The following is a 26,006-nucleotide window of genomic DNA, read 5'->3' on the forward strand; positions in this document are numbered from 1 at the left end:
GCCGGAGATCGCGATTTCGGGCGGCCGTCGCGCGTCAGGAGTCGACAGCAGTTCGCGAGGCCGCGAAGCGCTAGAATGCTTTCTTTGCCCTCGCTCCGGCCGCATTCCATGTCCGAACATAAAGCCGAAACCGGCGACGCGCTCGACGAATCGAAATTCGTGACCTTCGAAGGGTCGCCGTTCCAGCTGTATCAGCCGTATCCGCCCGCAGGCGACCAGCCAACTGCGATCCAGACGCTCGTCGAAGGGGTCGAGGACGGTCTCTCGTTCCAGACGCTGCTCGGCGTGACAGGCTCGGGCAAGACCTTCACGATGGCGAACACGATCGCGCGGCTCGGCCGCCCGGCGATCGTGTTCGCGCCGAACAAGACGCTCGCCGCGCAGCTCTACTCGGAATTTCGCGAGTTCTTCCCGCGCAACGCGGTCGAGTACTTCGTCTCGTACTACGACTATTACCAGCCGGAAGCGTATGTGCCGCAGCGCGACCTGTTCATCGAGAAGGATTCGTCGATCAACGAGCACATCGAGCAGATGCGGCTGTCGGCGACGAAGAGCCTGATGGAGCGCCGCGATGTCGTGATCGTCGCGACGGTGTCGGCGATCTACGGTATCGGCAACCCGTCCGAATACCACCAGATGATCCTGACGCTGCGTGCGGGCGACAAGCTCGGCCAGCGCGACGTGATCGCGCGGCTGATCGCGATGCAATACACACGCAACGAGCAGGATTTTCAGCGCGGTACGTTCCGCGTGCGCGGCGACACGATCGACATCTTCCCGGCCGAACACGCGGAGCTCGCCGTGCGCGTCGAACTGTTCGACGACGAGGTGGAGACGCTGCAACTGTTCGACCCGCTGACGGGGCGCGTGCGGCAGAAGATCCCGCGCTTCACCGTGTATCCGTCGTCGCACTACGTGACGCCGCGCGACACCGTGATGCGCGCGGTCGAGACGATCAAGGACGAATTGCGCGAGCGGCTCGAGTTCTTTCACCGAGACGGCAAGCTCGTCGAGGCGCAGCGCCTCGAGCAGCGCACGCGCTTCGATCTCGAGATGCTGCAGGAGCTCGGCTTCTGCAAGGGCATCGAGAACTACTCGCGACATTTCTCGGGCGCGGCGCCCGGCGATCCGCCGCCGACCCTCGTCGACTACCTGCCGCCCGATGCGCTGATGCTGCTCGACGAGTCGCACGTGCTGATCGGCCAGCTGAACGGCATGTACAACGGCGACCGCGCACGCAAGGAAAACCTCGTCAACTACGGGTTCCGGTTGCCGTCGGCGCTGGACAACCGGCCGCTGAAGTTCCCCGAGTTCGAACGCAAGATGCGCCAGGTCGTGTTCGTGTCGGCCACGCCGGCCGACTACGAGAAGCGCGTGACCGGGCAGATCGCCGAACAGGTCGTGCGGCCGACGGGCCTCGTCGATCCGGAAATCGAAGTGCGGCCGGCGAGCTCGCAGGTCGACGACGTGCTGGCCGAGATCAACGCGCGCGTGAAGGCCGAGGAGCGCGTGCTGATCACCGTGCTGACCAAGCGCATGGCCGAGCAGCTCACCGAGTTTCTCGCCGATCACGGGGTCAAGGTGCGTTACCTGCACAGCGACATCGACACGGTCGAGCGCGTCGAGATCATCCGCGACCTGCGGCTCGGCACGTTCGACGTGCTGGTCGGGATCAACCTGCTGCGGGAAGGGCTCGACATTCCCGAGGTGTCGCTCGTCGCGATCCTCGACGCGGACAAGGAAGGCTTCCTGCGCGCGGAGCGCTCGCTGATCCAGACGATCGGCCGCGCGGCGCGGAACGTGAACGGCAAGGCGATCCTCTACGCGGACAACATGACCGAGTCGATGAAGCGCGCGATCGGCGAGACCGAGCGGCGCCGGGCGAAGCAGATCGCGCACAACGAAAAGATGGGCATCACGCCGCGCGGTGTCGTGAAGCGCATCAAGGACATCATCGACGGCGTCTACAACGCGGACGAGGCACGCGCCGAGCTGAAGGAAGCGCAGCAGCGCGCGAAATTCGAGGACATGTCGGAAAAGCAGCTTGCCAAGGAAATCAAGCGCCTCGAAAAGCAGATGGCCGACTACGCGAAGAATCTCGAGTTCGAGAAGGCCGCCGCGACCCGCGACCAACTTGCGCTGCTGCGTGAGCGCGTGTTCGGCGCGAACGTCGGCGATCACGTCAACGGCGGCCGGTAAATCTTTCCAAGCGTCACCGAAACCCTGCGGTAACGAACCTGTAAGCCTTGTCGGATCAGGGGTTTACACGGCTCTTCGTTTGTTCCGAAACAGGTTCGGTGCTAAACTTCGTGATTATTGAGAATTGTTCGCATTAACGTTCTTCGTCGCGTTAGTGTTTTCAGTGGGCCGGCCGGTGGTCGGTCCGCATGGTTCCAGATCAAATAACAAGGAGTGTCCATGTTGGGTTCTTCGTTCATCCGCACGACGGTTGCGGTAGCGGCGGCGCTTGCCGCGATGTCGGCTTCGGCTGCCGAATATCCGATCGGCAAGCAGCAGATCCAGGGCGGCATGGAAATCGGCGCGGTGTACCTGCAGCCGATCACGATGGACCCGGAAGGGATGATGCGCAAGGCGTCGGATTCCGACATCCACCTCGAGGCCGACATCCATGCGGTCAAGAACAACCCGACGGGTTTCGCGGAAGGCGACTGGATGCCGTACCTGCAGGTCACGTACAAGCTGACGAAGCAGGGCGACACGAAGTGGAAGGCTGAAGGCGACCTGATGGGCATGGTCGCGAGCGATGGCCCGCACTACGGCGACAACGTGAAGCTGAACGGCCCGGGCAAGTACCACCTGACGATGGTCGTCAAGCCGCCGATGCAGACGGGCCACATGGCGTTCGGCCGTCACATCGACAAGGAAACGGGCGTGGGCGCATGGTTCAAGCCCATTACCCTCGAGTACGACTTCCCGTTCGCCGGTATCGGCAAGAAGGGCGGTTACTGATCGGTGGCATCACGAACGGCGCGCTTCGGCGCGCCGTCGGCGTAGAGAACCCAGAATGAAAATTCCCCAGAAAATCGTTGCCGCAGCCGCTGCGCTGTGGCTTGCCGGCGCAGCGTATGCTGCCGATCTGCCGACGTTCAAGCTCGAGATGGCGGACGGCAAGCTGAATCCCGCCCGCATCGAAGTGCCGGCCGGCCAGCGTTTCAAGATCGAGATCAAGAACACCGGCAAGGGCGCCGCCGAATTCGAGAGCGTGCAACTGCGCAAGGAGAAGGTACTTGCGCCGGGCGCCGATTCATTCGTGGTCGTCGCACCGTTGTCACCGGGTGAATACAAGTTTTTCGACGATTTCCACCAGCAGGCGCAGGGCGTGATCGTCGCGAAGTAATGCGTTTTATCTGCGCGCGGGCGCGCCTGCCCGGTGTACCGCGCGTCAGGAGGTATCGATGGGTCAGATCTTGTTCATCGTCTGGCGGGAGAGCGTCGAAGCGCTGCTCGTCGTCGGCATTCTCTATGCATGGCTGAAAAACGGCGACGACGACGCGCGCCGCGGCCTGCCTTTTCTCTGGACCGGCGTCGGTGTCGGCCTGCTGATGGCCGTCGGCCTCGGTGCCGCACTGGTCGGTTTCACCGAAGTGTTGTCCGGCGACGCGCAGGACTACTTCCAGACCGCCATGGTGCTGATCGCATGCGTGCTGATCGTGCAGATGGTGCTGTGGATGCGCCGGCACGGCCGCACGCTGAAGCGCGACATGGAGCAATCGCTGCAGCAGAGCACGCGCGATTCGAACTGGTGGGGTGTCGCGGTGCTGGTCGCGCTCGCGATCGCGCGCGAAGGCAGCGAGACGGTGATCTTCCTATACGGTCTCGGTTTCGGCCAGTCGGGGCACGTCGACGGCAGCCAGATGCTCGCGGTCGTGATCGGCCTCGGCCTCGCGTTCCTCACGTTCTATCTGCTGCAACTCGGCGGCAAGTACTTCTCGTGGCGGCATTTCTTCCGCGTCACGGAAGTGATGCTGCTGTTCCTCGGCGCAGGTTTGTTCCAGACGGGCGTCGACAAGCTGATCGACAAGGAAATCCTGCCGCTCGGCATTTCGCAGGTGTGGGACACGTCCGCGATCCTCGATGATTCGGGCACGTTCGGCTCGCTCGTCGCCACGCTGACCGGCTATCGTGCCCACCCGGCGCTGACCAACCTGGTCGCGTATGCGGTGTACTGGGCGGTGGTCTGGCTGCTGATGAAGCGCGCGAGCCGCCGTCCGGCGGTCGCGGCAGGTCGCGCGGCATGAGCGTGGTCGCCGCAGCCAAGCAGGGCTGGCTCGCGCAGGCCGGCCAATGGATGCAGCGCCACGGTGCGCTGATCCGCGGTATCCAGTGGGCCGTCGTCGCCGTCTATGCGTTCCTGATCATCGTGCCGGCGGTGTTGCCGCTGCCGGACGACTCCGCACACCTGTGGAACAACCTCACGCTGATCGCGCAATTCACGTTCTGGGGCATCTGGTGGCCGTTCGTGCTGCTGTCGATGGTGATGCTCGGCCGTGTCTGGTGCGGCGTGCTGTGTCCGGAAGGGGCGCTCACCGAATTCGCGAGCAAGTTCGGCCGCGGCGGCCCGATTCCGCGCTGGATGCGGTGGGGCGGCTGGCCGTTCGTCGCGTTCGGACTCACGACGATCTACGGGCAGATGGTGAGCGTGTACCAGTACCCGCTCGCGGTGCTGTTCGTGCTCGGTGGCTCGACCGTCGGTGCGATCGTGATCGGCTTGCTGTACGGCCGCGAGAAGCGCGTGTGGTGCAAGTACCTGTGCCCGGTCAACGGCGTGTTCGGGCTGCTCGCGCGGCTCGCGCCGATGCGCTACAAGGTCGACGAGGATGCATGGCGCCGGTCGTACAAGAACGGCGAGCATGGCCATCGCGTGATCCCGATCAACTGCGCGCCGCTCGTGCCGTTGCGCAACATGAAGGGCGCGGCGGACTGCCACATGTGCGGCCGCTGCAGCGGGCACCGGGATGCAATCTCGCTGTCGTTGCGCTCGCCGTCCGACGAGGTCGTGAACCTCGGCGCGCAGCAGGCGAACCCGTGGGACACCGCGCTGATCCTGTACGGCCTGCTCGGCGTCGCGATCGGTGCGTTCCACTGGACCGTCAGCCCGTGGTTCGTGCAGATCAAGCAATGGCTCGCGGGCTGGCTGATCGACCATGACATCACGTGGCCGCTCGAGACCAATGCGCCGTGGTTCCTGCTCACGCACTATCCGGATCGCAACGACGTGTTCTCGTGGCTCGACGGCGGGCTGGTCATCAGCTACATCGTCGGCACGGGGCTCGTATACGGCACGGCGCTGCTGGTGCTGCTGGCCGGTGCGACGCTGATGCTCGGCCGCTTCGATCGTGTGCGGCTGCATCATCTTGCGCAGGCGTTGATTCCGATTGCAGGCGCGGGTGTGTTCCTTGGCCTGTCGGCTACGACACTGTCGCTGCTGCGTGCCGAGCATGTACCGCTCGGCTGGGCGACCGACGTGCGCATCGCGATCCTGGTCGGCGCCAACGCATGGAGTGCGTGGCTCGCGTGGAAAGTGACGGGCCGCTATGCGGGCTGGCCGCGCCGGCTGGCGGCATTCGCGTGGTTCGCCGCCGGGCTTGCCGTCATCGACAGCGCATGGTGGTTGATGTTCTGGGGTTTCTGAAGCGGATCAAGTGCCGCTTCGGCGGTCGCGCAGCGACGCGGTAACGAACCCGGGGGGCATGCTTCACGCGTCGGGCGCCCAAACAAAAAAGCGACACGTCGAAGGACGTGTCGCTTTTTTTTCTTCCTTGTGCGAGAACCAAAAAAAGTGGCTTGGCTTGCTGCAACGGCTGCTTGAGTGTGTTTGCACGAAGGGGTCTAGATCTCGCGTGCAAGCCGTTACGCTGGCTACTGCCCAACACCTCTCAGGGAGGTGGTCCCCACAATACGCTGTCTTACTTCGTCAGGATCAGTTTGCCCAGCCGTGTGGCGCGCAACTGATAGGTCTCTCCGTTATGCGCGATGCTGACGTGGCTTTGGCCTTGCAGCAGCGCATCGCTGCTGACGACCCGCGTGCCTGCTTCGCGGTTGCCGGCGGGTTTCGCCGGCGTGGTGACCGCTGCCGTCTTCTGACGGCTGCTGCCTGCGGTGCCGGTCGTGCGGCGCAAGGTCAGCGTGGTCGGGGTCTGGCGCAGGGTGTCGGTCATTCGCTTGATCGGTGACTGTCGATACGATGGAATGAATTCTAAATGATAACTATTCCCATTTACAAAAACTCTTTATCGATCGAAATGGCGAGCCCGATAGCTTGAGTCAAAGGGGCGGCCCACAGGCCGCCGTCGGGTTCAGTGCAGCGGATCGGGATCCTTGCGGCCCTGCGCGTACTCGCGGATCAGGCGGACCGTGTCGATATCCGACGTGCGGTACGCTTCCTTGACGATCCCGTGCGTCTGACGCGCGTCTTCGCTGTCGTCCGTGACGACCAGCGTCGTGCGGTATTCGAAACGCAGGAACAGCTCGTGGTCGTCGCGTTCCTCGATCGTCATCGTCAGCGAGCCGCCGATCTCGCCATCGGCGGCGAGGATGTCGTAGCGAACCTGCTGGTTCGGCGTGAACGTGACGTGGTCGCGCACGGTCGCGTGACCGTAGTGCAGTTCACGTTCGAGCGTCGTGTCCGTCCGTTCGTGGACGACGCAGCTGTCGAGACCGAGCACGAACAGTTGCGGCTGTTCGGCGCGCAACACGAGACCTTCCCAGAGCTGGTCGCGGGTGAGGGTCGGCACGGCCGGATCGTCGGAATTGATCTGGATCAGATGTTCGAAGTTCAAGGGGACGGGTTCCTTCTGGTGGCGGGCGGCCACGTGGTTCAAGAAGTTATTGTGACGCAAAACGCGCGATTTCGCGGCACCTGGGCGCCCGTCGGTGCGTCATGCTTCGATGCGCCCCATGCGACCGGTCTGGTAGTCGACGACCGCCTGCCGGATTTCTTCCTCGGTGTTCATCACGAACGGCCCGTAGCGGACGATCGGCTCGTTGAGCGGCACGCCGCCGATCAGCAGCAGGTCGAGCGACGTGTCGCCGGCGGCGAACGTGACGGTGTCGCCGTCATCGCAGTACACGACCATGTGTCGTGCGTCGACCGCCTGCCTGGCGGGCCCGTAGAGGCCCGTTCCGTCGATCGGATAGGCGAACACGCGATAGCCGGCCGGGACGGTCTGCGTGACCGTTGCGCCCGGTTGCAGCGTGAAATGCTGGTAGAGGATCGGTGTGCGTGTCTCGATCGCGGCGCGGACGCCGAACGCTTCGCCGGCGATCACGCGCACCCGTGCGCGGCCGTCAGGTGAGGTGGCGGTCGGGATGCGGTCGGCGGGGATCTCCTGGTAGCGCGGCGCGATCAGCTTGTCGCGACGCGGCAGGTTGACCCACAGCTGGAAACCGTGGGAGCGACCGCCCGCTTGCGCGAATTCCGGATCCGGCATCTCGCTGTGCACGACGCCGGCGCCTGCCGTCATCCATTGCACGTCGCCCGGGCCGAGCGTGCCGGCATGGCCGGACGAGTCGCGATGGCGGAAGCGCCCGTCGAGTGCGTAGGTCACGGTCTCGAAGCCGCGATGCGGATGGTCGGGGGCGCCCTTGGCTTCGCCGGGCGCGTAGTCGACGGGGCCCATTTCGTCGAGCAGCAGGAACGGATCGAAATCCATCAGCAGCCGGGTCGGGAACGGGCGGTGAACCACGAAGCCGCCGCCTTCGGTCGTGCGAAGCGCGGGGTAGGTGCGGTCAAGCGAGCGAGCGGTCGTCATGCGGATACCCTCGAAATGGTCGGAATAGCGTTATTTTTGAAACATAGCGCTATTATATTGGGCGTTTTACCGTTCGATTCGCGACGGTTCGCAATGGATTGTTCTGAAAATGGAACGATGAGATGAATATCGATGCACATAACCTGAACGACCTCATGTACTTTTCGCAGGTCGTCGAACATGGCGGTTTCTCGGCCGCGGAGCGCGTGCTGGGCATCTCGAAATCGCGCCTGTCGCGGCGCCTGACCGAACTCGAGGCGGCGCTCGGCGTGCGCCTGCTGCAGCGCTCCACCCGCAAGCTCGCGCTGACCGAGGCGGGGGAGCTGTTCTACCAGCATTGCCAGGCGATGCTGGCCGAAGCGCAGGCGGCGATGAACGCGGTGCAGCAGTTGCGCTCATCGCCGCGCGGATCGGTACGCGTCAGCGTGCCCGTGACGCTGTCGCAGACGATGCTGTCGCGCATCCTGCCCGAATTCCTGCGTCGCTATCCCGAGGTGAAGGTGCACGTCCGCGTGACGAATCGCGTGATCGACCTGTTCGAGGATTCGATCGACGTCGCGCTGCGCGTGCGCTCGGAGCCGCCGCAGAACGCGAACATCGTCGTGCGGCCGCTGTGGCGCACCGAGCAGATGTTGGTCGGCGCGCCGAGCCTGTTGAGCCAGAATGCGCCGCCGCTGGTACCGGACGACCTGAGCGGCTTCGAGACACTCGATACGCCGAGCGTCGACGGGCGGCACGTGTTCAACCTGATCGCGCCGGACGGAACGCGTCACGTGCACGAGCACGACCCGCGGCTCGTGACGGCCGACCTGATGACGATCCGTGAAGCCGTGCTCGATGGCCTCGGCATCGCGGCATTGCCGGAGATGATGTACGGCAACGCGCTGCGCGCGGGGCAATTGTCGCCGGTGATGCCGGGCTGGACGCTGCCGGTGCCGCAACTGTACGCGGTGTTCGTGTCGCGGCAGGGGATGCCGCCGGCCGTGCGTGCGTTCGTCGACTATCTGGTCGAGAAGCTCGATCACGGCGCCTACCAGGATCCGGGGTGCCCGGAACGCGCGAAGAAGGAAGCGGCGGCCGATGTTTCGGCGACCTGAACACGACGCGCACGGCGACGCAAATTTGTTTTGTCATTGAAGCGTCGCCTGCAATCGCAAGTTTCAATCGCGGGAACCTTGAATGCGCGTGCGCGCGGGCCTATATTGAAATCCCATTTCGTGAAGGAAGTTCTGAGCGAAATCAGGTGGCCGCATATATTGTGAGCCAGATAGGGCAGAACGCGCAGTCCGTGCAGACCACGGCAGAGTCGCATTTGCGTTGCTCGAGGCGCAACCGATACCGCCAAAGAGCCCGCCGCCCGAAGGCGCCCGCGTGCGCATGAAAAAAGGCCTTCATCTGGCGATGAAGGCCTTTTACTTTGTGCGCGGCCGGCTAGGCGCGGCCGGCGAGGCGTGGCCGGCGATGCGTTACCGCAAGACGTGCGTGCGTTACTTCGCTTTCGCGCCCGGCTCCGTCACGAAGCCGAGCTTCGTCAAGCCGCCTGCCTGCGCATCCGACATCACTTCCGCGACGTGTTCGTACGCGACCTTGCGATCCGCACGAAGGTGCAACTCCGGTTGCGGCGTGCGTTTTGCCGCTTCCGCGATGCGTTCCTGCAATTGGGCGCGCGTGACCGTGTGGTCGTCCCACAGGATCGTGCCGTCACCCTGGATCGCGACGTCGACCGTCTGCGGCTTTTCGTCGACGGGCTGGCTGCTGGCGTGCGGCAGGTCGATCTTCACCGCATGCTGCATCGCCGGGATCGTCACGAGGAAAATGATCAGGAGTACGAGCATGACGTCGACGAGCGGCGTCATGTTGATCTCGCTCATCACTGCATCGTCGTCATCGTCGCTGAAACCGGTGTTCATTGCCATGGTTCACCCCGCCTCAGCTGGCGCGCGTCGCGAGACGCAGGCCGTCGCGCGTCGACGACGAGGCCAGGCTCGCGCCCGTCACGAAATACGCATGCAGACCGTGCGCGAAGCGGCGCAGCTTGCTGACGACGCCCTTGTTCGCGCGGGTGAGTGCGTTGTAGCCGAGCACCGCCGGAATCGCGACGAACAGGCCGAAGGCCGTCATGATCAGCGATTCGCCGACCGGGCCCGCAACCTGGTCGATCGACGTCTGGCCGGATGCGCCGATTGCGAGCAGGGCGTGGTAGATCCCCCAGACCGTACCGAACAGGCCGACGAACGGCGCCGTGCTGCCGATCGACGCGAGGATCGCGAGACCGCTCTGCATGCGCGAGATGCCTTCGTCCATCGTGTCCTTCAGGCAGCGCGTGACCCAGTCCGACACGTCCATGCGGTCGTGCAGGTGCGGTTGCGTCTGGTGGTGGTGATCGGCGGCTTCCTTGCCCGACAGCGCGAGCGCGAGGAACGGGTTGTCGTTCGGCGTCGATGCGGCGAGGCCGAGCTTCTTGATGCCGTCGTCGAAGTTGTCCGAATGCCAGAATGCCTGTTCGGCGTTCTTCGTCAGGCGGTTCAGGCGAATCACGTTCCAGCCCTTGATGACGATCACGATCCACGACAGGACCGACATCACGAGCAGCGTGATCGCGATGGCGCGCGTGACGAAATCACCTTGCGCCCAGACGTGCGCGATACCGTAGCTTTGCATTTTCTTGTTTCCTTTGAATCTACCGAATATGACGGGTTAGTCGTCAAGCGTGAAGTTGAAGGGCAGCGTATGGGCGGCGCGGATCGCCTGGCCGTTCTCGATATACGGCGGGCAGGTGCTCGCGCGCGTCGCCTCGAGCGCGGCTTCGTCGAGACGCGGGTAGCCGCTGCTCTTCTGCAGCTGGACGCTTTCGATCTTGCCCGTCACGCCGATGATGAAGTGAACATAGGCCGTGCCCGTTTCGCCGCGACGGCGCGACATCGACGGATAGGTCGGCTTGACGAAATTGCAGGCGAGCGCCGACACGTTCTTCGGCGCGCTGACCTGCATCGTCTCGCGCGCGGGGCCGGGTGCTGCAGCCGGGGCAGCCGGCGCCGGCGCGGCGGGAGCCGGTGTTGGATCGGCCACTGCCGGCGCGGGCGTCGGCGACGGTGCCTGCGAGACGGGCTGAGGCGTCGGGACCGCCTTCTGCACCGGCTTCGGCTCGACCTTCGGCTTCACGCGCGGCGTGGGCTTGGGCGGCGTAGGCTGCTGCGCGGCTGACTGGACCGCGACCGGCTGGGCAGGAGGGGCAGGCGGAATGAGCTGCGCGGTGATCGACTGAACCTCGATCTCCTTCGGCGGCGGCGGCGCGTTGCGATGGAGCCAGGCGGCCGTCAGCATGATCGCATGTGCGGCAAGCACACCGACCGCGACGACGATCACTCGGGGATTCATACGTGGTGCAGCCGGCACGGCGCCGGCAGGAGCGAGATGCGAAGCCTGCATGTTAGCTTGAAAGAACGATGTCGCACCCGGGGCGCGGCGGGTGAATCGGCATCACTTGCGGAAGATCAGCAGCGAGATGCAAACGGTGGTCACAAATCCGATCAGCAATTCCATGACAGGCTCCTTGGCAGGTAAGCCGCTGGCTCGCGCAGACGGTGGCTTGCTGACGGTCAAAACAAAAAATGCGGCCGGGGCCGCATGCGCACACTCGGCGCCGGTCAGGCGGCCTTGCGTTCGTAGAACGTGACCGGGATCGGGTGAGCATGATGCTCGACACCGCACCGGCTCGCGCAGACGCCTTGTTCGGCCATGAGGTCGCGTACGGACTCCTCGCACTTGCCGCAGCACGTGGCCACGCCAAGCTCGAACTGGAGTTCATCGAAAGAGTTCACGCCCTCTGCGAGGGACGCGCGAATCTTGCGATCGGAAACGGACTTGCACACGCAGACGATCATGATGAGTTGCGATAGCTAACGGTAATGCGAATTATTATCATTAAATTTGTGGACGTTGACAAGCCTGGGGCAGGCTTTTTTTAAGGGCATCGGACCCTTGAAGCGTCGGAAGGGGGGAGCGGCACGCGGAAGAGGGCGTGCCGGCCGGTATCAGGCGGTCGCGCAGGCGCGCGCGTTCGGCGAGGAAATGGTGACGGATTCGACCGGTGCGGCGAGGCCGAGCAGCGTCGAGGCCAGCACCTGCAACTGGCGGCCGTCGCTGGTCGAGCAGAAGCGGGGCGATGCTGCGCGCGTGCCGGCCGGTGCGCGCAGGTTGCGTTCGTCGAGCACCCGTACGAGCTGGCGCGCGATCGCGTCGCTGGTGTCGACGAGCGTCAGGCGGTCGCCCACAAGGTCACGAATCGTTTCGGTGAAGAACGGGTAATGCGTGCAGCCGAGTACCAGCGTATCGGCGCCGTCGTCGAGCATCGGTTGCAGGTAGCTGTCGAGCAATGCGCGCAACGCGGGCGAATTCGTATCGCCGCGCTCGATGGCTTCGACGAGCCCGTGGCCGGGCTGGCAGATGAAGCGGCGGCCGGCGCCGTAGCGGTCGAGCAGCGCCTGGAAGCGCGGGCTGTTCAGCGTCGACTGCGTGGCGAGGACACCCGCGACGCCGCTCGCGGACACGGCGGCGGCCGGCTTGATGCCCGGCTCGACGCCGATGAGCGGCATCGACAGATGTTCGCGGACCGTGGCGATCGCACGTGCGGTCGCCGTGTTGCACGCAATGACGAGCGCTTTCGCCCCTTCGCGTGCCAGCCACTCGCCGATTGCGAGCGTGCGTTCCGTAATGAACGCCTCGTCGCGCGGACCATACGGCGCATGGTGCGAATCGGCAACGTAGATGAACGATTCGTCGGGAAGCTGCGCGCGCACGGCGCGCAACACCGACAGGCCGCCCAGCCCTGAATCGAAGATGCCGATGGGGGCGACGGTCGTGGCCGTCGCAGGAATAACGGAAGGTGTCGACATGAACGGGCTGGGGGCGGTAACGGGAAGCGTGGAGCGAGTTTACTCCGGCGACCCCATCATCGTTTGCTGGTAGTTCTGCAGGCCGACCTTGCCGATCAGGTCGATCTGCGTTTCCAGCCAGTCGATGTGCTCTTCGGTGTCGTCGAGGATCTTTTCGAAGATCTCGCGCGACACGTAGTCACGCACCGATTCGCAGTAGGCGATCGCTTCCTTGCAGGTGGACTGCGAGATCTGTTCGAGCTTCAGGTCGCACTTCAGGATCTCTTCGGTTTCCTCGCCGACGAGCAGCTTGTGCAGATCCTGCAGGTTCGGCAGGCCGTCGAGCATGAAGACGCGCTCGATCAGCCAGTCGGCGTGCTTCATTTCGCCGATCGACTCGTCGTACTCGTGCTTGCCGAGCTTCTCGAGGCCCCAGTGCTTGTACATGCGCGCATGCAGGAAGTACTGGTTGATCGCCGTGAGTTCATTCTTCAACTGGGCGTTCAGATATTCGATGACTTTCTTGTCGCCTTGCATGGCTTGTTCCTTGTTCAGTGGGGCTTCAGAAACCGAACGATAATCGCTCGAACGAGAAAAGCCAAGCCTCGAAGCCTTGCCGGGCCTGCCTTTTGCGTGTAATGAGAATCAGCCTCGAATATCCGGCCACGCACAATAATGAGAATGAGAAGTAAAAAGGCCGGACTCGCGTCCGGCCTTTCGTTCGATCGCGCTTAAGCGGTTGCGACCGGGATCTTGCCGATCTTCGCTTGCCACTCCTTCGGACCGGTCTGGTGCACCGACGTGCCCGACGAATCGACGGCAACCGTCACCGGCATGTCCTGTACGTCGAACTCGTAGATCGCTTCCATGCCGAGGTCTTCGAACGCGAGCACCTTCGCACCGCGGATCGCCTTCGACACGAGGTAAGCCGCGCCGCCGACGGCCATCAGGTAGGCCGCCTTGTGCTTCTTGATCGCGTCGATCGCGACCGGGCCGCGCTCGGCCTTGCCGACCATCGAGATCAGGCCGGTTTGCGCGAGCATCGTCTCGGTGAACTTGTCCATGCGCGTGGCCGTCGTCGGGCCTGCCGGGCCGACCACTTCATCGCGGACCGGATCGACCGGGCCGACGTAGTAGATCACGCGGTTCGTGAAGTCGACCGGCAGCTTCTCGCCCTTCGCGAGCATGTCGGCGATGCGCTTGTGCGCCGCGTCGCGGCCGGTGAGCATCTTGCCCGACAGCAGCAGCGTCTGGCCCGGCGTCCAGCTCGCGACTTCTTCCGGCGTCAGCGTGTTCAGGTCGACGCGCTTGCTGGTTTCCGTGTTCGGTTCCCAGTTGACCTTCGGCCACGCGTCGAGCGACGGTGCTTCAAGCTTGGCCGGGCCCGAGCCGTCGAGCACGAAGTGCGCGTGGCGCGTCGCCGCGCAGTTCGGGATCAGCGCGACCGGCTTCGATGCCGCGTGCGTCGGTGCGGCCATGATCTTTACGTCGAGCACCGTTGCCAGGCCGCCGAGGCCCTGGGCGCCGATGCCGAGCGCGTTGACCTTCTCGTGCAGCTCGACGCGCAGTTCCTCGACCCAGTCCTTCGGGCCGCGCGCGATGATTTCCTGGATGTCGATCGGCTCCATCAGCGATTCCTTCGCCATCAGCATCGCCTTTTCGGCGGTGCCGCCGATGCCGATCCCCAGCATGCCGGGCGGGCACCAGCCCGCGCCCATCGTCGGGACCGTCTTCAGCACCCAGTCGACGATCGAGTCGGACGGGTTCAGCATCACGAACTTCGACTTGTTCTCCGAGCCGCCGCCCTTCGCCGCGACCTGCACGTCGACCTTGTCGCCCGGCACGATCTCGTAGTGGATCACGGCCGGCGTGTTGTCCTTCGTGTTCTTGCGGGCGCCTTCCGGCGGATTGACGATCGACGCGCGCAGCACGTTGTCCGGGTGCGTGTAACCGCGACGCACGCCCTCGTTGATCATGTCGGTGAGGCCCATCGTCGCGCCGTCCCAGCGCACGTCCATGCCGACCTTCACGAAGATCGTGACGATGCCGGTGTCCTGGCAGATCGGGCGGCGGCCTTCCGCGCACATGCGGCTGTTCGTGAGGATCTGCGCGATCGCATCCTTCGCGGCCGGGCTTTCTTCCAGCTCGTACGCGCGGCCGAGGGCCTGGATGTAGTCGAGCGGATGGTAGTAGCTGATGTACTGCAGCGAATCCGCGATGCTCTGGATCAGGTCTTCCTGTTTGATGACGGTCATGGCTGAGACTCTGTGGGGACAGTGGGGAATGCGTTTATGCGTTGACGGCTGCGTCGGCCGGCTTGCGGGGCTCGTTCGCCGCGGGCGCGTGCGCGCCGTGGGCGTGCGGCTCGTGGAAATGGGCCGGGTGCGTGTGCGTCGTCAGGCGGTCGACCCACGCCATCACGAGCGCCGACACCAGGAACGACACGTGGATGATCACCTGCCACATGATCGCGTGCATCGTGTGCTGGTCGGGGTTGATGAAGGTCTTCAGCAGGTGGATCGACGAAATGCTGATCAGCGCCATCGACAGCTTGACCTTCAGCACGCCCGCGTTCACGTGGTCGAGCCACTCGGGCTCGTCGGGGTGCCCCTCGATGCCGAGGCGCGACACGAACGTCTCGTAACCGCCGACGATTACCATGATCAGCAGGTTCGAGATCATCACCACGTCGATCAGGCCGAGCACCGCGAGCATCACGCTGATTTCGTCGAGGCTCGTCGCATGCGACAGCAGGTGCCAGACTTCCTTCAGGAACAGGAACACGTAGACGGCTTGCGCAACGATCAGGCCGAGGTAGAGCGGAACCTGGAGCCAGCGGCTCATGAAAATCAGCGCGGGAAGCGGGCGAAGCGGGCGACGCGCGGGGCGGCCGGGCGAATGCGGGGCGGACATGGTGGACAGTCGGGCGCGGTGCGCAGGTATCGGGGGTAATCTTGAAAAGGCGCGCTATTGTAACGCGTCGGCCGGCGCGATTGCAGTGACGCGCCGGCGCTGCCGGGGACGGATCAGGAGGCGGCGGCCGGCACGCGTTTCACGCGCAGGCTGGCGAGCACGATGCCGGTGACGACGCACGCGAGCGCGATGCCGTGGGCGAGCGTCGGGCGCTCGCCGAGGAACGCGATGCCATACGCGGCGGCCGCGACCGGCAGCACCGCGCTGAACACGCCGGCGAGGCTGCCCGGCACGTGCCGGATGCCTTTCATCCACAGCCAGAACGAGAAGATGCTGGCCGACAGGCCATACCAGACGACGAGCGCCCAGGTGCCGGCCGGCACGCTCGCGTAATCGAAATGCCACATGGCCGTCGCGCCGAGCGGCAGCATCAGGCACAGGCCGAACAGGTGCGTGTACGCGCAGATGTCGATCGGCGCGAGCGTTTGCGTGAGGCGGCGCGACAGGATCACGTAGATCGATTCGCAGCACACCGCGCCGAGGATCAGCAGGTTGCCGGTCAGCGACGACGTGCCGTGCCCGGCCGCGCTGCCGTTCGCGAGGTTGATCGTCACGACGCCGGCGATCGCGAGTGCGATCGATACCAGCGCCCGACCGTTCGGTTTTTCACGCAGGATCAGCCACGCGAACAACGCGACGATCGCCGGGATCGTGCTGGTGATCACGCCGGCCGCGACCGCGCTCGTGCGCTGCACGCCGTTCAGCATCAGCAGCGTGAACATGAAGGTGCCGAAGAACGCCTGCAGGAACAGGTTCAGCCATTCGCCGCGCTTGACCGTGCGCATTTTCACCGGGCTGAACAGCGGCCACAGCACGGCGATCGCGATCACGAAGCGCAGCGTGGCGAGGATGGCGACGGGAACGAAGACGACGATCGATTTACCGATACCGACATTGCTGCCGACGAACAGCATCGACAGCACGAGAAAGAAAGCGTAGCGATTCAAGCTGGAATCCGGAAGGCGAGTTCAGTTAGGATTGTAGGGTCGCGCTCGTTACAGCGTAAAGCTGCACGCGGGCGCCGCCCGAAGGGCGAAACGGCCGTGCCGCGTAAGTGACGGGTAAGTTCGAGCGCTTATCGTGGAAACTGTCGGGTCGCCCGGTCGCCATCGTGTGACGTGGTGCGGCGCAGCATCGCGCAGCGGCCTTCGGGCCGTGCGCGGGTGGTGGGTAGGAGACAGCGGCGCGCTTGCGCCGGCCAAGACGCGCGGCGCGCACGATCGCGCCGCCATGCAGAGGATTCATGTTCACCAAGGGGTAGTCGATGTCTGCGATTGAATCGGTTCTTCACGAAACCCGTCAGTTTGCGCCGCCCGCGGCGCTCGAACAGGCGGCGACCATTTCCGGCATGCCGGCCTATCGTGCGCTCGCCGCCGAAGCCGAAAACGATTACGAAGGATTCTGGGCGCGGCTCGCGCGCGAGGGTCTGGCGTGGCACAAGCCGTTCACGAAAGTGCTCGACGAGTCCAACGCGCCGTTCTACAAGTGGTTCGACGACGGCGAGCTGAACGCGTCGTACAACTGCCTCGACCGCCACGTCGAAGCCGGCAACGGCGAGCGCGTCGCGGTGATCTTCGAAGCCGACGACGGCACCGTCACGCGCGTCACCTATGCGGATCTCCTCGCACGCGTATCGCGGTTCGCGAATGCGCTGAAGAAGCGCGGGATCGGCAAGGGCGACCGCGTCGTCATCTATATCCCGATGTCGATCGAAGGCATCGTCGCGATGCAGGCCTGCGCGCGCATCGGCGCGACGCACTCGGTCGTGTTCGGCGGCTTCTCCGCGAAGTCGCTGAACGAGCGGCTCGTCGACGTCGGCGCGACGGCGCTCGTCACGGCCGACGAGCAGGCGCGCGGCGGCAAGACGCTGCCGCTGAAGAGCATCGCGGACGAAGCGATCGCGCTGGGCGGCTGCGAGGCCGTGAAGAGCGTGATCGTCTATCGCCGCACCGGCGGCAAGATCGACTGGCATGCCGGGCGCGACCTGTGGATGCACGAACTGACGGCCGGCGAATCCGACCAGTGCGAGCCGGAATGGGTCGGCGCAGAGCATCCGCTGTTCATCCTGTATACGTCGGGCTCGACCGGCAAGCCGAAGGGCGTGCAGCACAGCACGGGCGGCTACCTGTTGTGGGCCGCGCAGACGATGAAGTGGACCTTCGACTGGAAGCCCACCGACGTGTTCTGGTGCACGGCCGACATCGGCTGGGTCACCGGCCACACGTACATCACGTACGGCCCGCTCGCCTGCGGCGGCACGCAGGTCGTGTTCGAAGGCGTGCCGACCTATCCGGACGCCGGGCGTTTCTGGAAGATGATCGGCGACCACAAGGTCACCGTGTTCTACACCGCGCCGACCGCGATCCGTTCGCTGATCAAGGCGGCCGAGGCCGACGACAAGGTCCATCCGAAAAGCTACGACCTGTCGAGCCTGCGCATCATCGGCACCGTCGGCGAGCCGATCAATCCGGAAGCATGGATGTGGTATCACAAGCACGTCGGCCAGGAACGCTGCCCGATCGTCGACACGTGGTGGCAGACCGAGACGGGCGGCCACATGATCACGCCGCTGCCGGGCGCGACGCCGACCGTGCCCGGTTCGTGCACGCTGCCGCTGCCGGGCATCATGGCCGCGGTGGTCGACGAAACCGGCCAGGACGTGCCGAACGGGCAGGGCGGCATCCTCGTCGTCAAGCGCCCGTGGCCCGCGATGATCCGCACGATCTGGGGCGACCCGGAGCGTTTCAAGAAGAGCTACTACCCCGAGGAACTCGGCGGGCGCCTGTATCTGGCCGGTGACGGCACCGTGCGCGACAAGGACACCGGCTACTTCACGATCATGGGCCGGATCGACGACGTGCTGAACGTGTCGGGCCACCGGCTCGGCACGATGGAAATCGAATCGGCGCTCGTCTCGCACGAACTCGTGGCCGAGGCGGCCGTGGTCGGCCGTCCGGACGATACGACGGGCGAGGCGGTGGTTGCGTTCGTGGTGCTGAAGCGTTCGCGTCCGGAAGGCGAGGAAGCGGCGGCGCTGGCGAAGACGCTGCGTGACTGGGTCGGCAAGCAGATCGGGCCGATCGCGAAGCCGAAGGACATCCGCTTCGGCGACAACCTGCCGAAGACGCGCTCGGGCAAGATCATGCGGCGCCTGCTGCGTTCGCTCGCGAAGGGCGAGGCGATCACGCAGGACACGTCCACGCTCGAGAATCCGGCCATCCTCGAGCAGCTCGCCGAAGTGCGCTGATCGGGTACCGGTTGCGCATCACGCGCACGAGCCCCTGCGCGGCAATCCCGATTGCCCGCGCAGGGGCTTTTTGTTACATAACGGCATGACCGTTCCAACCCGTCCCGCGCCTGCCGCGCCGCCCCCCGTTCCCGAGCCGCTCGCGCGTGCCCACGCGCGCTACTGGCGCTTCAACGTCGCGCTGATCGCGGTGCTGATGGTGATCGGCTTTGCCGTATCGTTCATCGTGCCGTTCTTCGGGCCCGCGCTCGCAGGGATTCGTTTCGCCGGGTTCAGCCTGCCGTTCTACGTCGGCGCGCAGGGCGCGATTCTCGTGTACCTCGTGCTGATCGTCGTCTACATCGGGCTGATGCAACGCGCGGACCGCACGCTGCGCCGTGCGTACGACGATCATGCGGCACACGCCGGCTACGCGAACGGTGGACGCTGATCCATGCTGACGCATCGACTGATCCGCGCCTACGCGCTCTACACGCTGGGGTTTCTCGGGTTCGTGCTGCTGATGTGGCGGATCGAGCAGGCCACCGGCTCCGGCGTCTGGATCGGCTACGTGTTCCTGTTCGTGCCGATTGCCGTATATGCGGTGATCGGGCTGCTGTCGCGTACGTCCGATCTCGTCGAATACTACGTGGCCGGGCGGCGCGTGCCGTCTGCCTTCAACGGGATGGCGACCGCGGCCGACTGGCTGTCGGCCGCATCGTTCATCGGCCTGGCCGGATCGCTCTACGCGACCGGCTACGATGCGCTCGCCTACGTGATGGGCTGGACGGGCGGGTTCTGCCTCGTCGCGTTCCTGCTCGCGCCGTATGTGCGCAAGCTCGCGCGCTACACCATTCCCGATTTCCTCGGTACGCGCTTTTCGAGCACGGCCGTGCGCGCGCTGGCGGCCGGTGCGGCGATCCTGTGTTCGTTCGTGTATCTGGTCGCGCAGATCCAGGGGATCGGCCTGATCGCGACGCGCTTCATCGGCGTCGATTTCGCGATCGGGATTTTCTGCGGGCTTGCGGGCATCCTCGTGTGCTCGTTTCTCGGCGGGATGCGCGCGGTCACGTGGACGCAGGTTGCGCAATACATCATCCTGATCAGCGCGATCCTGATTCCGGTGTCGCTGATCGCGATGAAGAACGGGCTCGGCCCCGTGCCGCAGTTCAATTACGGCAAACTGATGGAGCGCGTCGCGGCGCGCGAGGCGCAGGTGCGCGATGCGTTCGACGAGCAGCGGGTGCGCGACGCGTACCGCCGGCAAGCCGCGGATATCCAGACGCGCCTCGACCGGCTGCCGGCATCCTATGCGGACGCCCGGCGGCATCTCGCCGACCAACTGGCCGACCTGCGGCGTCACAACGGGCCGCTGCGTGAGATCAGCCTGCGCGAGCGGGAACTGGCCGACTTCCCGCGCGATCCGGCGGCGGCGCGCGTCGCGTGGACGCAGGCGCGCGACGACCTGCTGGCCCGTGCCGAGCCGCCCGTGCCGATGCACGAGCCGTTTCCCGCCGCGAGCGAAGACGAACGCAAGCCGCGCGAGCGGAATTTCCTTGCACTGCTGCTGTGCCTGTCGCTCGGCACCGCGAGTCTGCCGCACATCCTGACGCGCTACAACACGACCACGTCGGTCGCGTCCGCACGGCGCTCGGTCGGGTGGACGTTGTTCTTCATCGCGCTGTTCTACCTGAGCGTGCCGGTGCTCGCGGTGCTGATCAAATACGAGATCCTCGCGAACCTCGTCGGGCGGCCGTTCGCCGAATTGCCCGCGTGGGTCACGCAATGGCATCACTTCGAACCCGACCTGATCAGTGTCGTCGAAGTGATTCGCGACGGCATCGTGCACTGGTCGGAAATCCAGATGCAGCCGGACATGGTCGTGCTGGCCGCGCCGGAGATCGCCGGGCTGCCGTATGTCGTGTCGGGGCTGATCGCGGCCGGTGCGCTGGCCGCGGCGCTGTCGACCGCGGACGGGCTGCTGCTGACGATCGCGAACGCGCTGTCGCACGACGTCTATTACTGCATGGTCGCGCCCGACGCGTCGAGCCAGCGGCGCGTGACGATCTCGAAGGTGCTGCTGCTCGGCGTCGCGCTGTTCGCGTCGTATGTCGCGTCGCTCAATACCGGGAAGATCCTGTTTCTCGTCGGTGCTGCGTTTTCGCTGGCGGCCTCGAGCTTCTTTCCGGTGCTCGTGCTCGGCGTGTTCTGGAAGCGCACGACGACGCGTGGCGCGATCGCCGGGATGGTGACCGGGCTCGCCGTGTGCGTGTACTACATCGTGTCGACCTATCCGTACTTCACGCAGCTGACGGGGTTTGCGGGGAGCACGTGGTTCGGGATCGAGCCGATTAGCTCGGGGGTGTTCGGGGTGCCGGCGGGTTTTGCCGTGGCGATCGTGGTGAGTTTGTGCGATCGAAAGCCGGATGAATATACGCGGGCGCTGGTGGATTACATCCGGCATCCGTGACGCAAGTGTCGTTCGGCATTGCTCAAATGCCGGGCCGCGTCCGTATTGGCGCCGTGACTCGCGGATCAGAGCGCTGAAATGCCGAGCTCGGCTCCCTTGGTCGTCTGCACCCGGCTGAAATCACAGCTTCCATCCGTCACGCCTTTCGCGTTCGGGATGGCGACGCAGACATAGGCACGGATGCCATGCGGCAAGGCCACATGGCGGAACTCGCCAACCTTGATCGTCGCGACCCGATCGACGGAAAATCGATCGTTGATCGGTGTCACGCCGGACGGGATCGACATGGTCACGTCCGACGTGGCGTTCCCGGCTTGCGATGTCAGCGTCTGGCTGCTGCCGATTTCTCCATTGACCGAGAAGCGTATCGCTGCCTGTCCTTCCGACACGCGCTGGACCGTGACCGCGAGCGTCGGCTTGGCAATTCCCGCCGCGCATTTGCCGGCGGCGCATTCGCGAACGGAAAGAAGCGTGCGAAATGGGGAGGCGGGCTGACCGATGACCGACAGGTCGGTCGACGAGCCGCCGTCTCGCAGCGATTTTTCGAGCGATGGGGGAGCGGTCACCGCGATGGTGGTGCTGATCGACGCGGGCGAAAATGCCGTCGCGCAAGCTGACAGCATCGTCGCAGCAATAGCCATCATGGCGAACCGTGGACTCAATCGCATGGAGCTGACTCGCGGTGATGAAACCCTGGATATCGTCAGGAGAATACACATCTTTAGCGTGCGGTGTTCGGGAGTTGCGGTGCGCCGCACGCTCAGATCAAGCAGGGAAGCGGGCCGGCTGCGCACGGCCCGAGCCGCTTCCTGGTGATCAGTTTGAACCGAATTTGTCGATCGGCAGATTAACTGCGCTCAGCTTCCAGGACCAGAGGCCGTCACGCTTGAGGATGAATGTCACCTCGTCGTCCGTTCCTTTTCGCGCAGTTGCGGTGACGGTCGACCAGTTCTTGTAGCCGGCCGAATAGTCGGCTTTCGGCTTGCTGCTCGTTGTTTGCGGCGCGGTGCCGCCGTCGGACCCCGATTGGGCCGTTTCCGATGGTTCGGGAGAGGAGGCCTGCACGCTGGAGCGTGCGGGCTTGGCTGCGCCCTGGGCCATCATGGTCATGACGCCCGCCGGCGTAACCATCGTGTCGATGGCTTGATTCACGAAACCCATCGCCATCACCATTCCCAGATCGGCGAATGGATTGCCGTTCATCTCGGGGGAATTCGCCATTTTCGCCTGCATCATGGTTATGAGTTGCGCACGCAGGCTTTCTCGCACCGATGGAAAATCGACATAGGAAGAAAACGAGTCGGCATCGTTGTCGGCCAAAGCCGATCGCATCTGATACAGGGTGATATACGGGCTCGCATAACTGGACGCCACGCCCGCGGCTATTGCGATTCCGGCGATCGCCAGCAGTTTCTTATTTTTCATGGTCTCTACACGCGTTCATATTGTTTATCGGGACGTTATTTTAACGGTCACATACCGGGAACTTGAGTGGCCGACAATCCGCGATGCGAATTTACGATCGTTATTCAATTTCGAATGACGGACTGAATGGGCGTCGTCTGGTCGAAAAAAGGCAATGCGGCGACGAGAAGCGCGTTGAATTGCCTGGCCGTCGCCCGCGCTTGATGCCTGATGACGAAATCGAGGTGAAGCGCCTGATGGCGAGCGTGTCTGCGTAGCGCGCATCGGGGGCGCGGCCAATGGTCGCCGCACTGACGATCGGCGGGCGCTTCAGCGTGCAGAAATGGAAAACGGGCCGAGCGGCCCGTTTTTGCGGATGTCCGGGGGGATGCGCCCACACGAGCGCGGGCCGCGGATTCGCTTGCAGGCGAATCCCTTCGAATCCCCCCGTGCGCGCCGACCTGTCGGCTGGCTTCTCTCCGGAAATGAAAATGCCCGCTGGCGCGGGCATTTTTGAATACTGGCGGAGAGAGGGGGAGTCTGGCCGGAAAAAGTAAAACCTATTAAAAACAACAACTTACGATTCAATCGCGAAGGCTATTTGTACCTAGGCAGAGCCAACATTGTGTACCACCGAAGCAATGTCGGCAAGCATCGTGGGCTGACTCTTGCCCAATGCGTTGTTGAATCCCGCTATCAGGCATCCGGACCTATGTTTACCTAATCGTCAAGGATGGCAATTCGCGCGCCGATGTCTTCCTTCGACAGCTACAGTAGCTTGCTTCGGCTGCCTACCAATCGATGCCTGTCTGGCATGCCGAGAGTCACCGGTGGGGTCGGTCCTAAATTGTTACAATATGTTAGCTACCGGAGGCCTCCTTGCAGCAGACTTACTAACACTAAAATCGTGTGGCGCTATTCAAGCAAAGGCGTATTTTTGTCGTTACGCGGCACACGTTTAGCAAGACTAGCTTTCCACTTAACCACCGTGCGAATATGGCAGCGAGAGAATTGGCAGAAATAGGTGATACAGAATTCGAGAACCTTACGTTTGACTTGATGGTCGCCCATGGCATGGTAAACGTGACTTGGCGAACACCGGGCGCTGATGGCGGGCGAGACATCGAAGGCAATATTATTCACAATGATTTTTCGCTGTCCCAGACCACGCAGAAATGGTACGTCGAGTGCAAGCGCTATACAGGCTCCGTTGATTGGCCCACGATATACAAGAAATTGGCATTTGCTGAATCGAATTCAGCGGATGTATTATTATTGTGCACCACCGCGAAATTCACCCCCACCGCAATAACTGAAGTTACAAAATGGAATAACTTAAAAAAGGGAGTCATAATTCGGCTGTGGCCAGGGCATCAAATCGAGATTCTTCTTAGCAAATATCAAGACGTCGCGTGGAAATACGGGCTTGAAAATGCGCCAACCCCAATAACCGGCTCCACCCTTGACTTAACTCTTGCGCTCAGCAAGTGCGTGAGTAGCCACCATTCAGAACTTTCTGTAAACGATGTGGAAATTTCCCCCATGCTGAAAGCCGCTCAGGCGCTTTCCGCACTATTGCAGATGAAAATGGAGAGCATTCAAGGCACCGGGAGATTTCAGATTATATCTTATGAACCAAGCCAATATCATTATTCCGGGCTTGCTCTCTCGGATGCAATAAAGAGTGTCGACGGTCCATCAATGAACGCTTTTCTTGGCTATCTGGCTGCTTTGCGAGTGGACTTAAAATCGGTGGACGCTTCTCCGCAGTGCACATGTTCGATTGCTTGTGGCAGTGAAATTACCCAAATTTTTGCGCGTTACAGAAAGACCTTCGACGCAATTGCTTTATGGGGCGATTTTGAATACGCCATCGAGGATAAAACCATTAAGATAACGCAGAGGTAGTCGCACCATGAACGACAAATCGACCGAATCGACACCCTCCGCAGAGGGGAAAGATGTTGGCTTGCTTTTTCTCGCAAATTTTGTACACCAAGTTGTCAACCCAATTAGTGGTGTAATTGGAAACCTAGATAACGTGGTCGACAATACATATCAAGGAGAAAAGGCAAAGCAGGTTATCAACGCAAGTCGCGCCCAATTGGTGCAATGCGTATCCCTAATACGTAATTTGGCATATTTATCAGATTTTTTCTTTGAGACATCGGAAAAAGATGAATTGCGCGCGGCTCGAGAATCGGCGACTTCCATCTTGCCTCAAATAATAATTGAGGCAATTCAATTTTTTCAAAGTTCAGCGGGAAGAAAAAATATCAAGCTAGAATTAAATAACCCTAGCGAACAATACAGAATATCTGCGCGCCCCGAGCTTTTGCGTCAAATATTTATTAACCTATTTGATAATTGGATAAAATACGGCCTCCCAGACCAAACCGTCGAAATAAATGTTTCGGTTAATTCAAAAAAAGATTTATGCATCGAATTGACCGGGGCAAGCATAGGCTTCAGCAATAGCGATGCCGAGAACATATTCAAAATGGGCTTCCGAAGTCGGGAGGCGCATAATAAGGTGGCGCAAGGCTCTGGAATAGGTCTCTTTATTTGCCGAAAAATCACCGAAGAAATATTGGAGGGCGAAATTATTGCCAGCCATTCCGCGAAAACCCAAAAAACAACGTTCCGAATTGCTATACCAAAGAAATTATGGCAACTGTAAAGCTTCCCAAGACCTATTTGGCCGATACGTTTCTTATAGTCGATGACGAGCCCGAGCATATCGAATGGCTATATAATTTTATTCTTGGAAAATCAATAAAAATCGATATTGCGCACAATGTCGAAGAGGCAATAAATTTGGCAAGCGAATATCAATATAGGGCATATATTGTCGATTTAAACATACCCATGGGAAATTGGACGCCGAATCTATTTGGGGTGAATGATGTCTACGAAAAATATAAGGGATTTTATGTTTTAAAATACATTCGAAGCCAGGGAAATTTGGGTAGAAATGTTAGCGCGTACTCATCGCACCACAATCAGCAAATCATAGCGGAGACGAAACAGTTGTATTGCGGATACTCGTCAAAAGATAAAGTTCAGGAATTTAAGAGGGAAATTCTAAACATCATTTCCACGCCAATCGGGCCGCACGAGATTCTGAAGTCGACAATGGGGTAAGGCTGAGAACGAATCGAAGGTGGTATTGGCACAGAGGTTTCGCGAGCAAGCAAACAAATGGTGAATAGTTTGCCGTCAACGCCGAAGACGTGAGAGCCCTCAAGCAGAGGAACTTTATCTAGCGTATGAAAAGACCAGTACCC

General features: G+C 62.5%; 27 protein-coding genes. 13 read left to right on the forward strand and 14 right to left on the reverse strand.

Translation table 11 applies throughout. The features are described 5' to 3' along the window. Window positions 1-108: 108 nt before the first annotated feature. From uvrB to CFB34_RS29175, 5 genes are all read left to right on the forward strand, one after another. The gene (gene uvrB / locus CFB34_RS29155; protein ID WP_089440630.1) at window positions 109-2,199 is read left to right on the forward strand and encodes an excinuclease ABC subunit UvrB; all 2,091 of its coding nucleotides are present in this window, start codon (window positions 109-111) and stop codon (window positions 2,197-2,199) included. A 219-nt stretch (window positions 2,200-2,418) separates the two neighbouring features. Beyond that, the gene (locus CFB34_RS29160; RefSeq protein ID WP_021163417.1) at window positions 2,419-2,970 is read left to right on the forward strand and encodes an iron transporter; all 552 of its coding nucleotides are present in this window, start codon (window positions 2,419-2,421) and stop codon (window positions 2,968-2,970) included. A gap of 55 nt (window positions 2,971-3,025) precedes the next feature. Beyond that, complete coding sequence (locus CFB34_RS29165) at window positions 3,026-3,358, forward strand: cupredoxin domain-containing protein (RefSeq protein WP_047898577.1); 333 nt, start codon at window positions 3,026-3,028, stop codon at window positions 3,356-3,358. Between the two features lie 58 nt (window positions 3,359-3,416). Further along, complete coding sequence (locus CFB34_RS29170; protein WP_089440629.1) at window positions 3,417-4,259, forward strand: FTR1 family protein; 843 nt, start codon at window positions 3,417-3,419, stop codon at window positions 4,257-4,259. Beyond that, complete coding sequence (locus CFB34_RS29175; protein WP_039370073.1) at window positions 4,256-5,653, forward strand: 4Fe-4S binding protein; 1,398 nt, start codon at window positions 4,256-4,258, stop codon at window positions 5,651-5,653. Before CFB34_RS29170 ends, CFB34_RS29175 begins: the two co-directional genes overlap by 4 nt. A 274-nt stretch (window positions 5,654-5,927) precedes the next feature. Here the strand turns inward: CFB34_RS29175 and CFB34_RS29180 are convergent, their stop codons facing one another. The 3 genes from CFB34_RS29180 to CFB34_RS29190 form a co-directional block, all read right to left on the reverse strand. Then, window positions 5,928-6,179, reverse strand: a complete 252-nt coding sequence (locus CFB34_RS29180) for a hemin uptake protein HemP (protein WP_089440628.1) — start codon at window positions 6,177-6,179, stop codon at window positions 5,928-5,930. Window positions 6,180-6,317: 138 nt separating this feature from the next. Further along, on the reverse strand, window positions 6,318-6,800 hold the full coding sequence (locus CFB34_RS29185) for an SRPBCC family protein (protein WP_039370078.1): 483 nt from the start codon (window positions 6,798-6,800) through the stop codon (window positions 6,318-6,320). A 99-nt stretch (window positions 6,801-6,899) separates the two neighbouring features. Then, a complete protein-coding gene (locus tag CFB34_RS29190) occupies window positions 6,900-7,772 on the reverse strand; it encodes a pirin family protein (RefSeq protein ID WP_089440627.1) in 873 nt (290 codons plus the stop codon). 122 nt (window positions 7,773-7,894) lie between these two features. On the opposite strand from CFB34_RS29190, the gene CFB34_RS29195 reads away from it, so the two are divergent. Then, complete coding sequence (locus CFB34_RS29195) at window positions 7,895-8,869, forward strand: LysR family transcriptional regulator (RefSeq protein ID WP_069248441.1); 975 nt, start codon at window positions 7,895-7,897, stop codon at window positions 8,867-8,869. A gap of 390 nt (window positions 8,870-9,259) precedes the next feature. On the opposite strand, the gene CFB34_RS29200 is transcribed toward CFB34_RS29195, so the two are convergent. The 9 genes from CFB34_RS29200 to CFB34_RS29240 form a co-directional block, all read right to left on the reverse strand. Continuing rightward, window positions 9,260-9,688, reverse strand: a complete 429-nt coding sequence (locus tag CFB34_RS29200; RefSeq protein WP_039370086.1) for a biopolymer transporter ExbD — start codon at window positions 9,686-9,688, stop codon at window positions 9,260-9,262. A gap of 13 nt (window positions 9,689-9,701) precedes the next feature. Beyond that, window positions 9,702-10,433: a MotA/TolQ/ExbB proton channel family protein gene (locus CFB34_RS29205; protein ID WP_089440626.1), complete on the reverse strand. Its 732-nt coding sequence runs from the start codon at window positions 10,431-10,433 to the stop codon at window positions 9,702-9,704. Between the two features lie 36 nt (window positions 10,434-10,469). Continuing rightward, window positions 10,470-11,201 (reverse strand): energy transducer TonB, encoded by a 732-nt coding sequence (locus CFB34_RS29210; protein WP_089440625.1) that lies wholly within the window; start codon window positions 11,199-11,201, stop codon window positions 10,470-10,472. A gap of 218 nt (window positions 11,202-11,419) precedes the next feature. Next, on the reverse strand, window positions 11,420-11,656 hold the full coding sequence (locus CFB34_RS29215; protein WP_039370093.1) for a (2Fe-2S)-binding protein: 237 nt from the start codon (window positions 11,654-11,656) through the stop codon (window positions 11,420-11,422). Window positions 11,657-11,806: 150 nt separating this feature from the next. Continuing rightward, the gene (gene murI / locus CFB34_RS29220; RefSeq protein ID WP_089440624.1) at window positions 11,807-12,667 is read right to left on the reverse strand and encodes a glutamate racemase; all 861 of its coding nucleotides are present in this window, start codon (window positions 12,665-12,667) and stop codon (window positions 11,807-11,809) included. Window positions 12,668-12,706: 39 nt separating this feature from the next. Further along, window positions 12,707-13,183, reverse strand: coding sequence for a bacterioferritin (gene bfr / locus CFB34_RS29225; RefSeq protein WP_011352652.1), 477 nt, complete (start codon window positions 13,181-13,183; stop codon window positions 12,707-12,709). Window positions 13,184-13,377: 194 nt separating this feature from the next. After that, window positions 13,378-14,901: a fumarate hydratase gene (locus CFB34_RS29230; protein ID WP_089440623.1), complete on the reverse strand. Its 1,524-nt coding sequence runs from the start codon at window positions 14,899-14,901 to the stop codon at window positions 13,378-13,380. A 34-nt stretch (window positions 14,902-14,935) separates the two neighbouring features. Then, entirely contained in the window at window positions 14,936-15,559 is a 624-nt protein-coding gene (locus CFB34_RS29235; RefSeq protein ID WP_039370107.1) for a TIGR00645 family protein, read from the reverse strand. A 113-nt stretch (window positions 15,560-15,672) separates the two neighbouring features. Next, window positions 15,673-16,566, reverse strand: coding sequence for a DMT family transporter (locus CFB34_RS29240; RefSeq protein ID WP_071333524.1), 894 nt, complete (start codon window positions 16,564-16,566; stop codon window positions 15,673-15,675). Between the two features lie 317 nt (window positions 16,567-16,883). On the opposite strand from CFB34_RS29240, the gene acs reads away from it, so the two are divergent. The 3 genes from acs (at window position 16,884) to CFB34_RS29255 (ending at window position 21,315) form a co-directional block, all read left to right on the forward strand. Beyond that, window positions 16,884-18,866: an acetate--CoA ligase gene (gene acs, locus CFB34_RS29245; RefSeq protein WP_089440622.1), complete on the forward strand. Its 1,983-nt coding sequence runs from the start codon at window positions 16,884-16,886 to the stop codon at window positions 18,864-18,866. Window positions 18,867-18,951: 85 nt separating this feature from the next. After that, entirely contained in the window at window positions 18,952-19,296 is a 345-nt protein-coding gene (locus CFB34_RS29250) for a DUF4212 domain-containing protein (RefSeq protein WP_089440621.1), read from the forward strand. Window positions 19,297-19,299: 3 nt separating this feature from the next. Then, window positions 19,300-21,315, forward strand: a complete 2,016-nt coding sequence (locus CFB34_RS29255; RefSeq protein ID WP_089440620.1) for a sodium:solute symporter family protein — start codon at window positions 19,300-19,302, stop codon at window positions 21,313-21,315. Between the two features lie 65 nt (window positions 21,316-21,380). On the opposite strand, the gene CFB34_RS29260 is transcribed toward CFB34_RS29255, so the two are convergent. Both CFB34_RS29260 and CFB34_RS29265 read right to left on the reverse strand, forming a co-directional pair. Continuing rightward, on the reverse strand, window positions 21,381-21,983 hold the full coding sequence (locus CFB34_RS29260) for a hypothetical protein (protein ID WP_089440619.1): 603 nt from the start codon (window positions 21,981-21,983) through the stop codon (window positions 21,381-21,383). A 148-nt stretch (window positions 21,984-22,131) separates the two neighbouring features. Beyond that, complete coding sequence (locus tag CFB34_RS29265; RefSeq protein WP_089440618.1) at window positions 22,132-22,740, reverse strand: DUF2939 domain-containing protein; 609 nt, start codon at window positions 22,738-22,740, stop codon at window positions 22,132-22,134. Window positions 22,741-22,823: 83 nt separating this feature from the next. On the opposite strand from CFB34_RS29265, the gene CFB34_RS29270 reads away from it, so the two are divergent. The 4 genes from CFB34_RS29270 to CFB34_RS29285 all read left to right on the forward strand — a co-directional run bounded on the left by CFB34_RS29270 (window position 22,824) and on the right by CFB34_RS29285 (window position 25,863). After that, window positions 22,824-22,997, forward strand: a complete 174-nt coding sequence (locus CFB34_RS29270) for a hypothetical protein (RefSeq protein ID WP_179243646.1) — start codon at window positions 22,824-22,826, stop codon at window positions 22,995-22,997. Between the two features lie 718 nt (window positions 22,998-23,715). Beyond that, on the forward strand, window positions 23,716-24,627 hold the full coding sequence (locus CFB34_RS29275; RefSeq protein WP_089440617.1) for a restriction endonuclease: 912 nt from the start codon (window positions 23,716-23,718) through the stop codon (window positions 24,625-24,627). 7 nt (window positions 24,628-24,634) lie between these two features. Beyond that, the gene (locus tag CFB34_RS29280) at window positions 24,635-25,399 is read left to right on the forward strand and encodes a HAMP domain-containing sensor histidine kinase (RefSeq protein WP_089440616.1); all 765 of its coding nucleotides are present in this window, start codon (window positions 24,635-24,637) and stop codon (window positions 25,397-25,399) included. Then, window positions 25,387-25,863, forward strand: coding sequence for a response regulator (locus CFB34_RS29285; RefSeq protein ID WP_143329458.1), 477 nt, complete (start codon window positions 25,387-25,389; stop codon window positions 25,861-25,863). Before CFB34_RS29280 ends, CFB34_RS29285 begins: the two co-directional genes overlap by 13 nt. Window positions 25,864-26,006 lie beyond the last annotated feature (143 nt).

This window comes from Burkholderia sp. HI4860, assembly GCF_002223045.2.
Classification (GTDB): domain Bacteria; phylum Pseudomonadota; class Gammaproteobacteria; order Burkholderiales; family Burkholderiaceae; genus Burkholderia.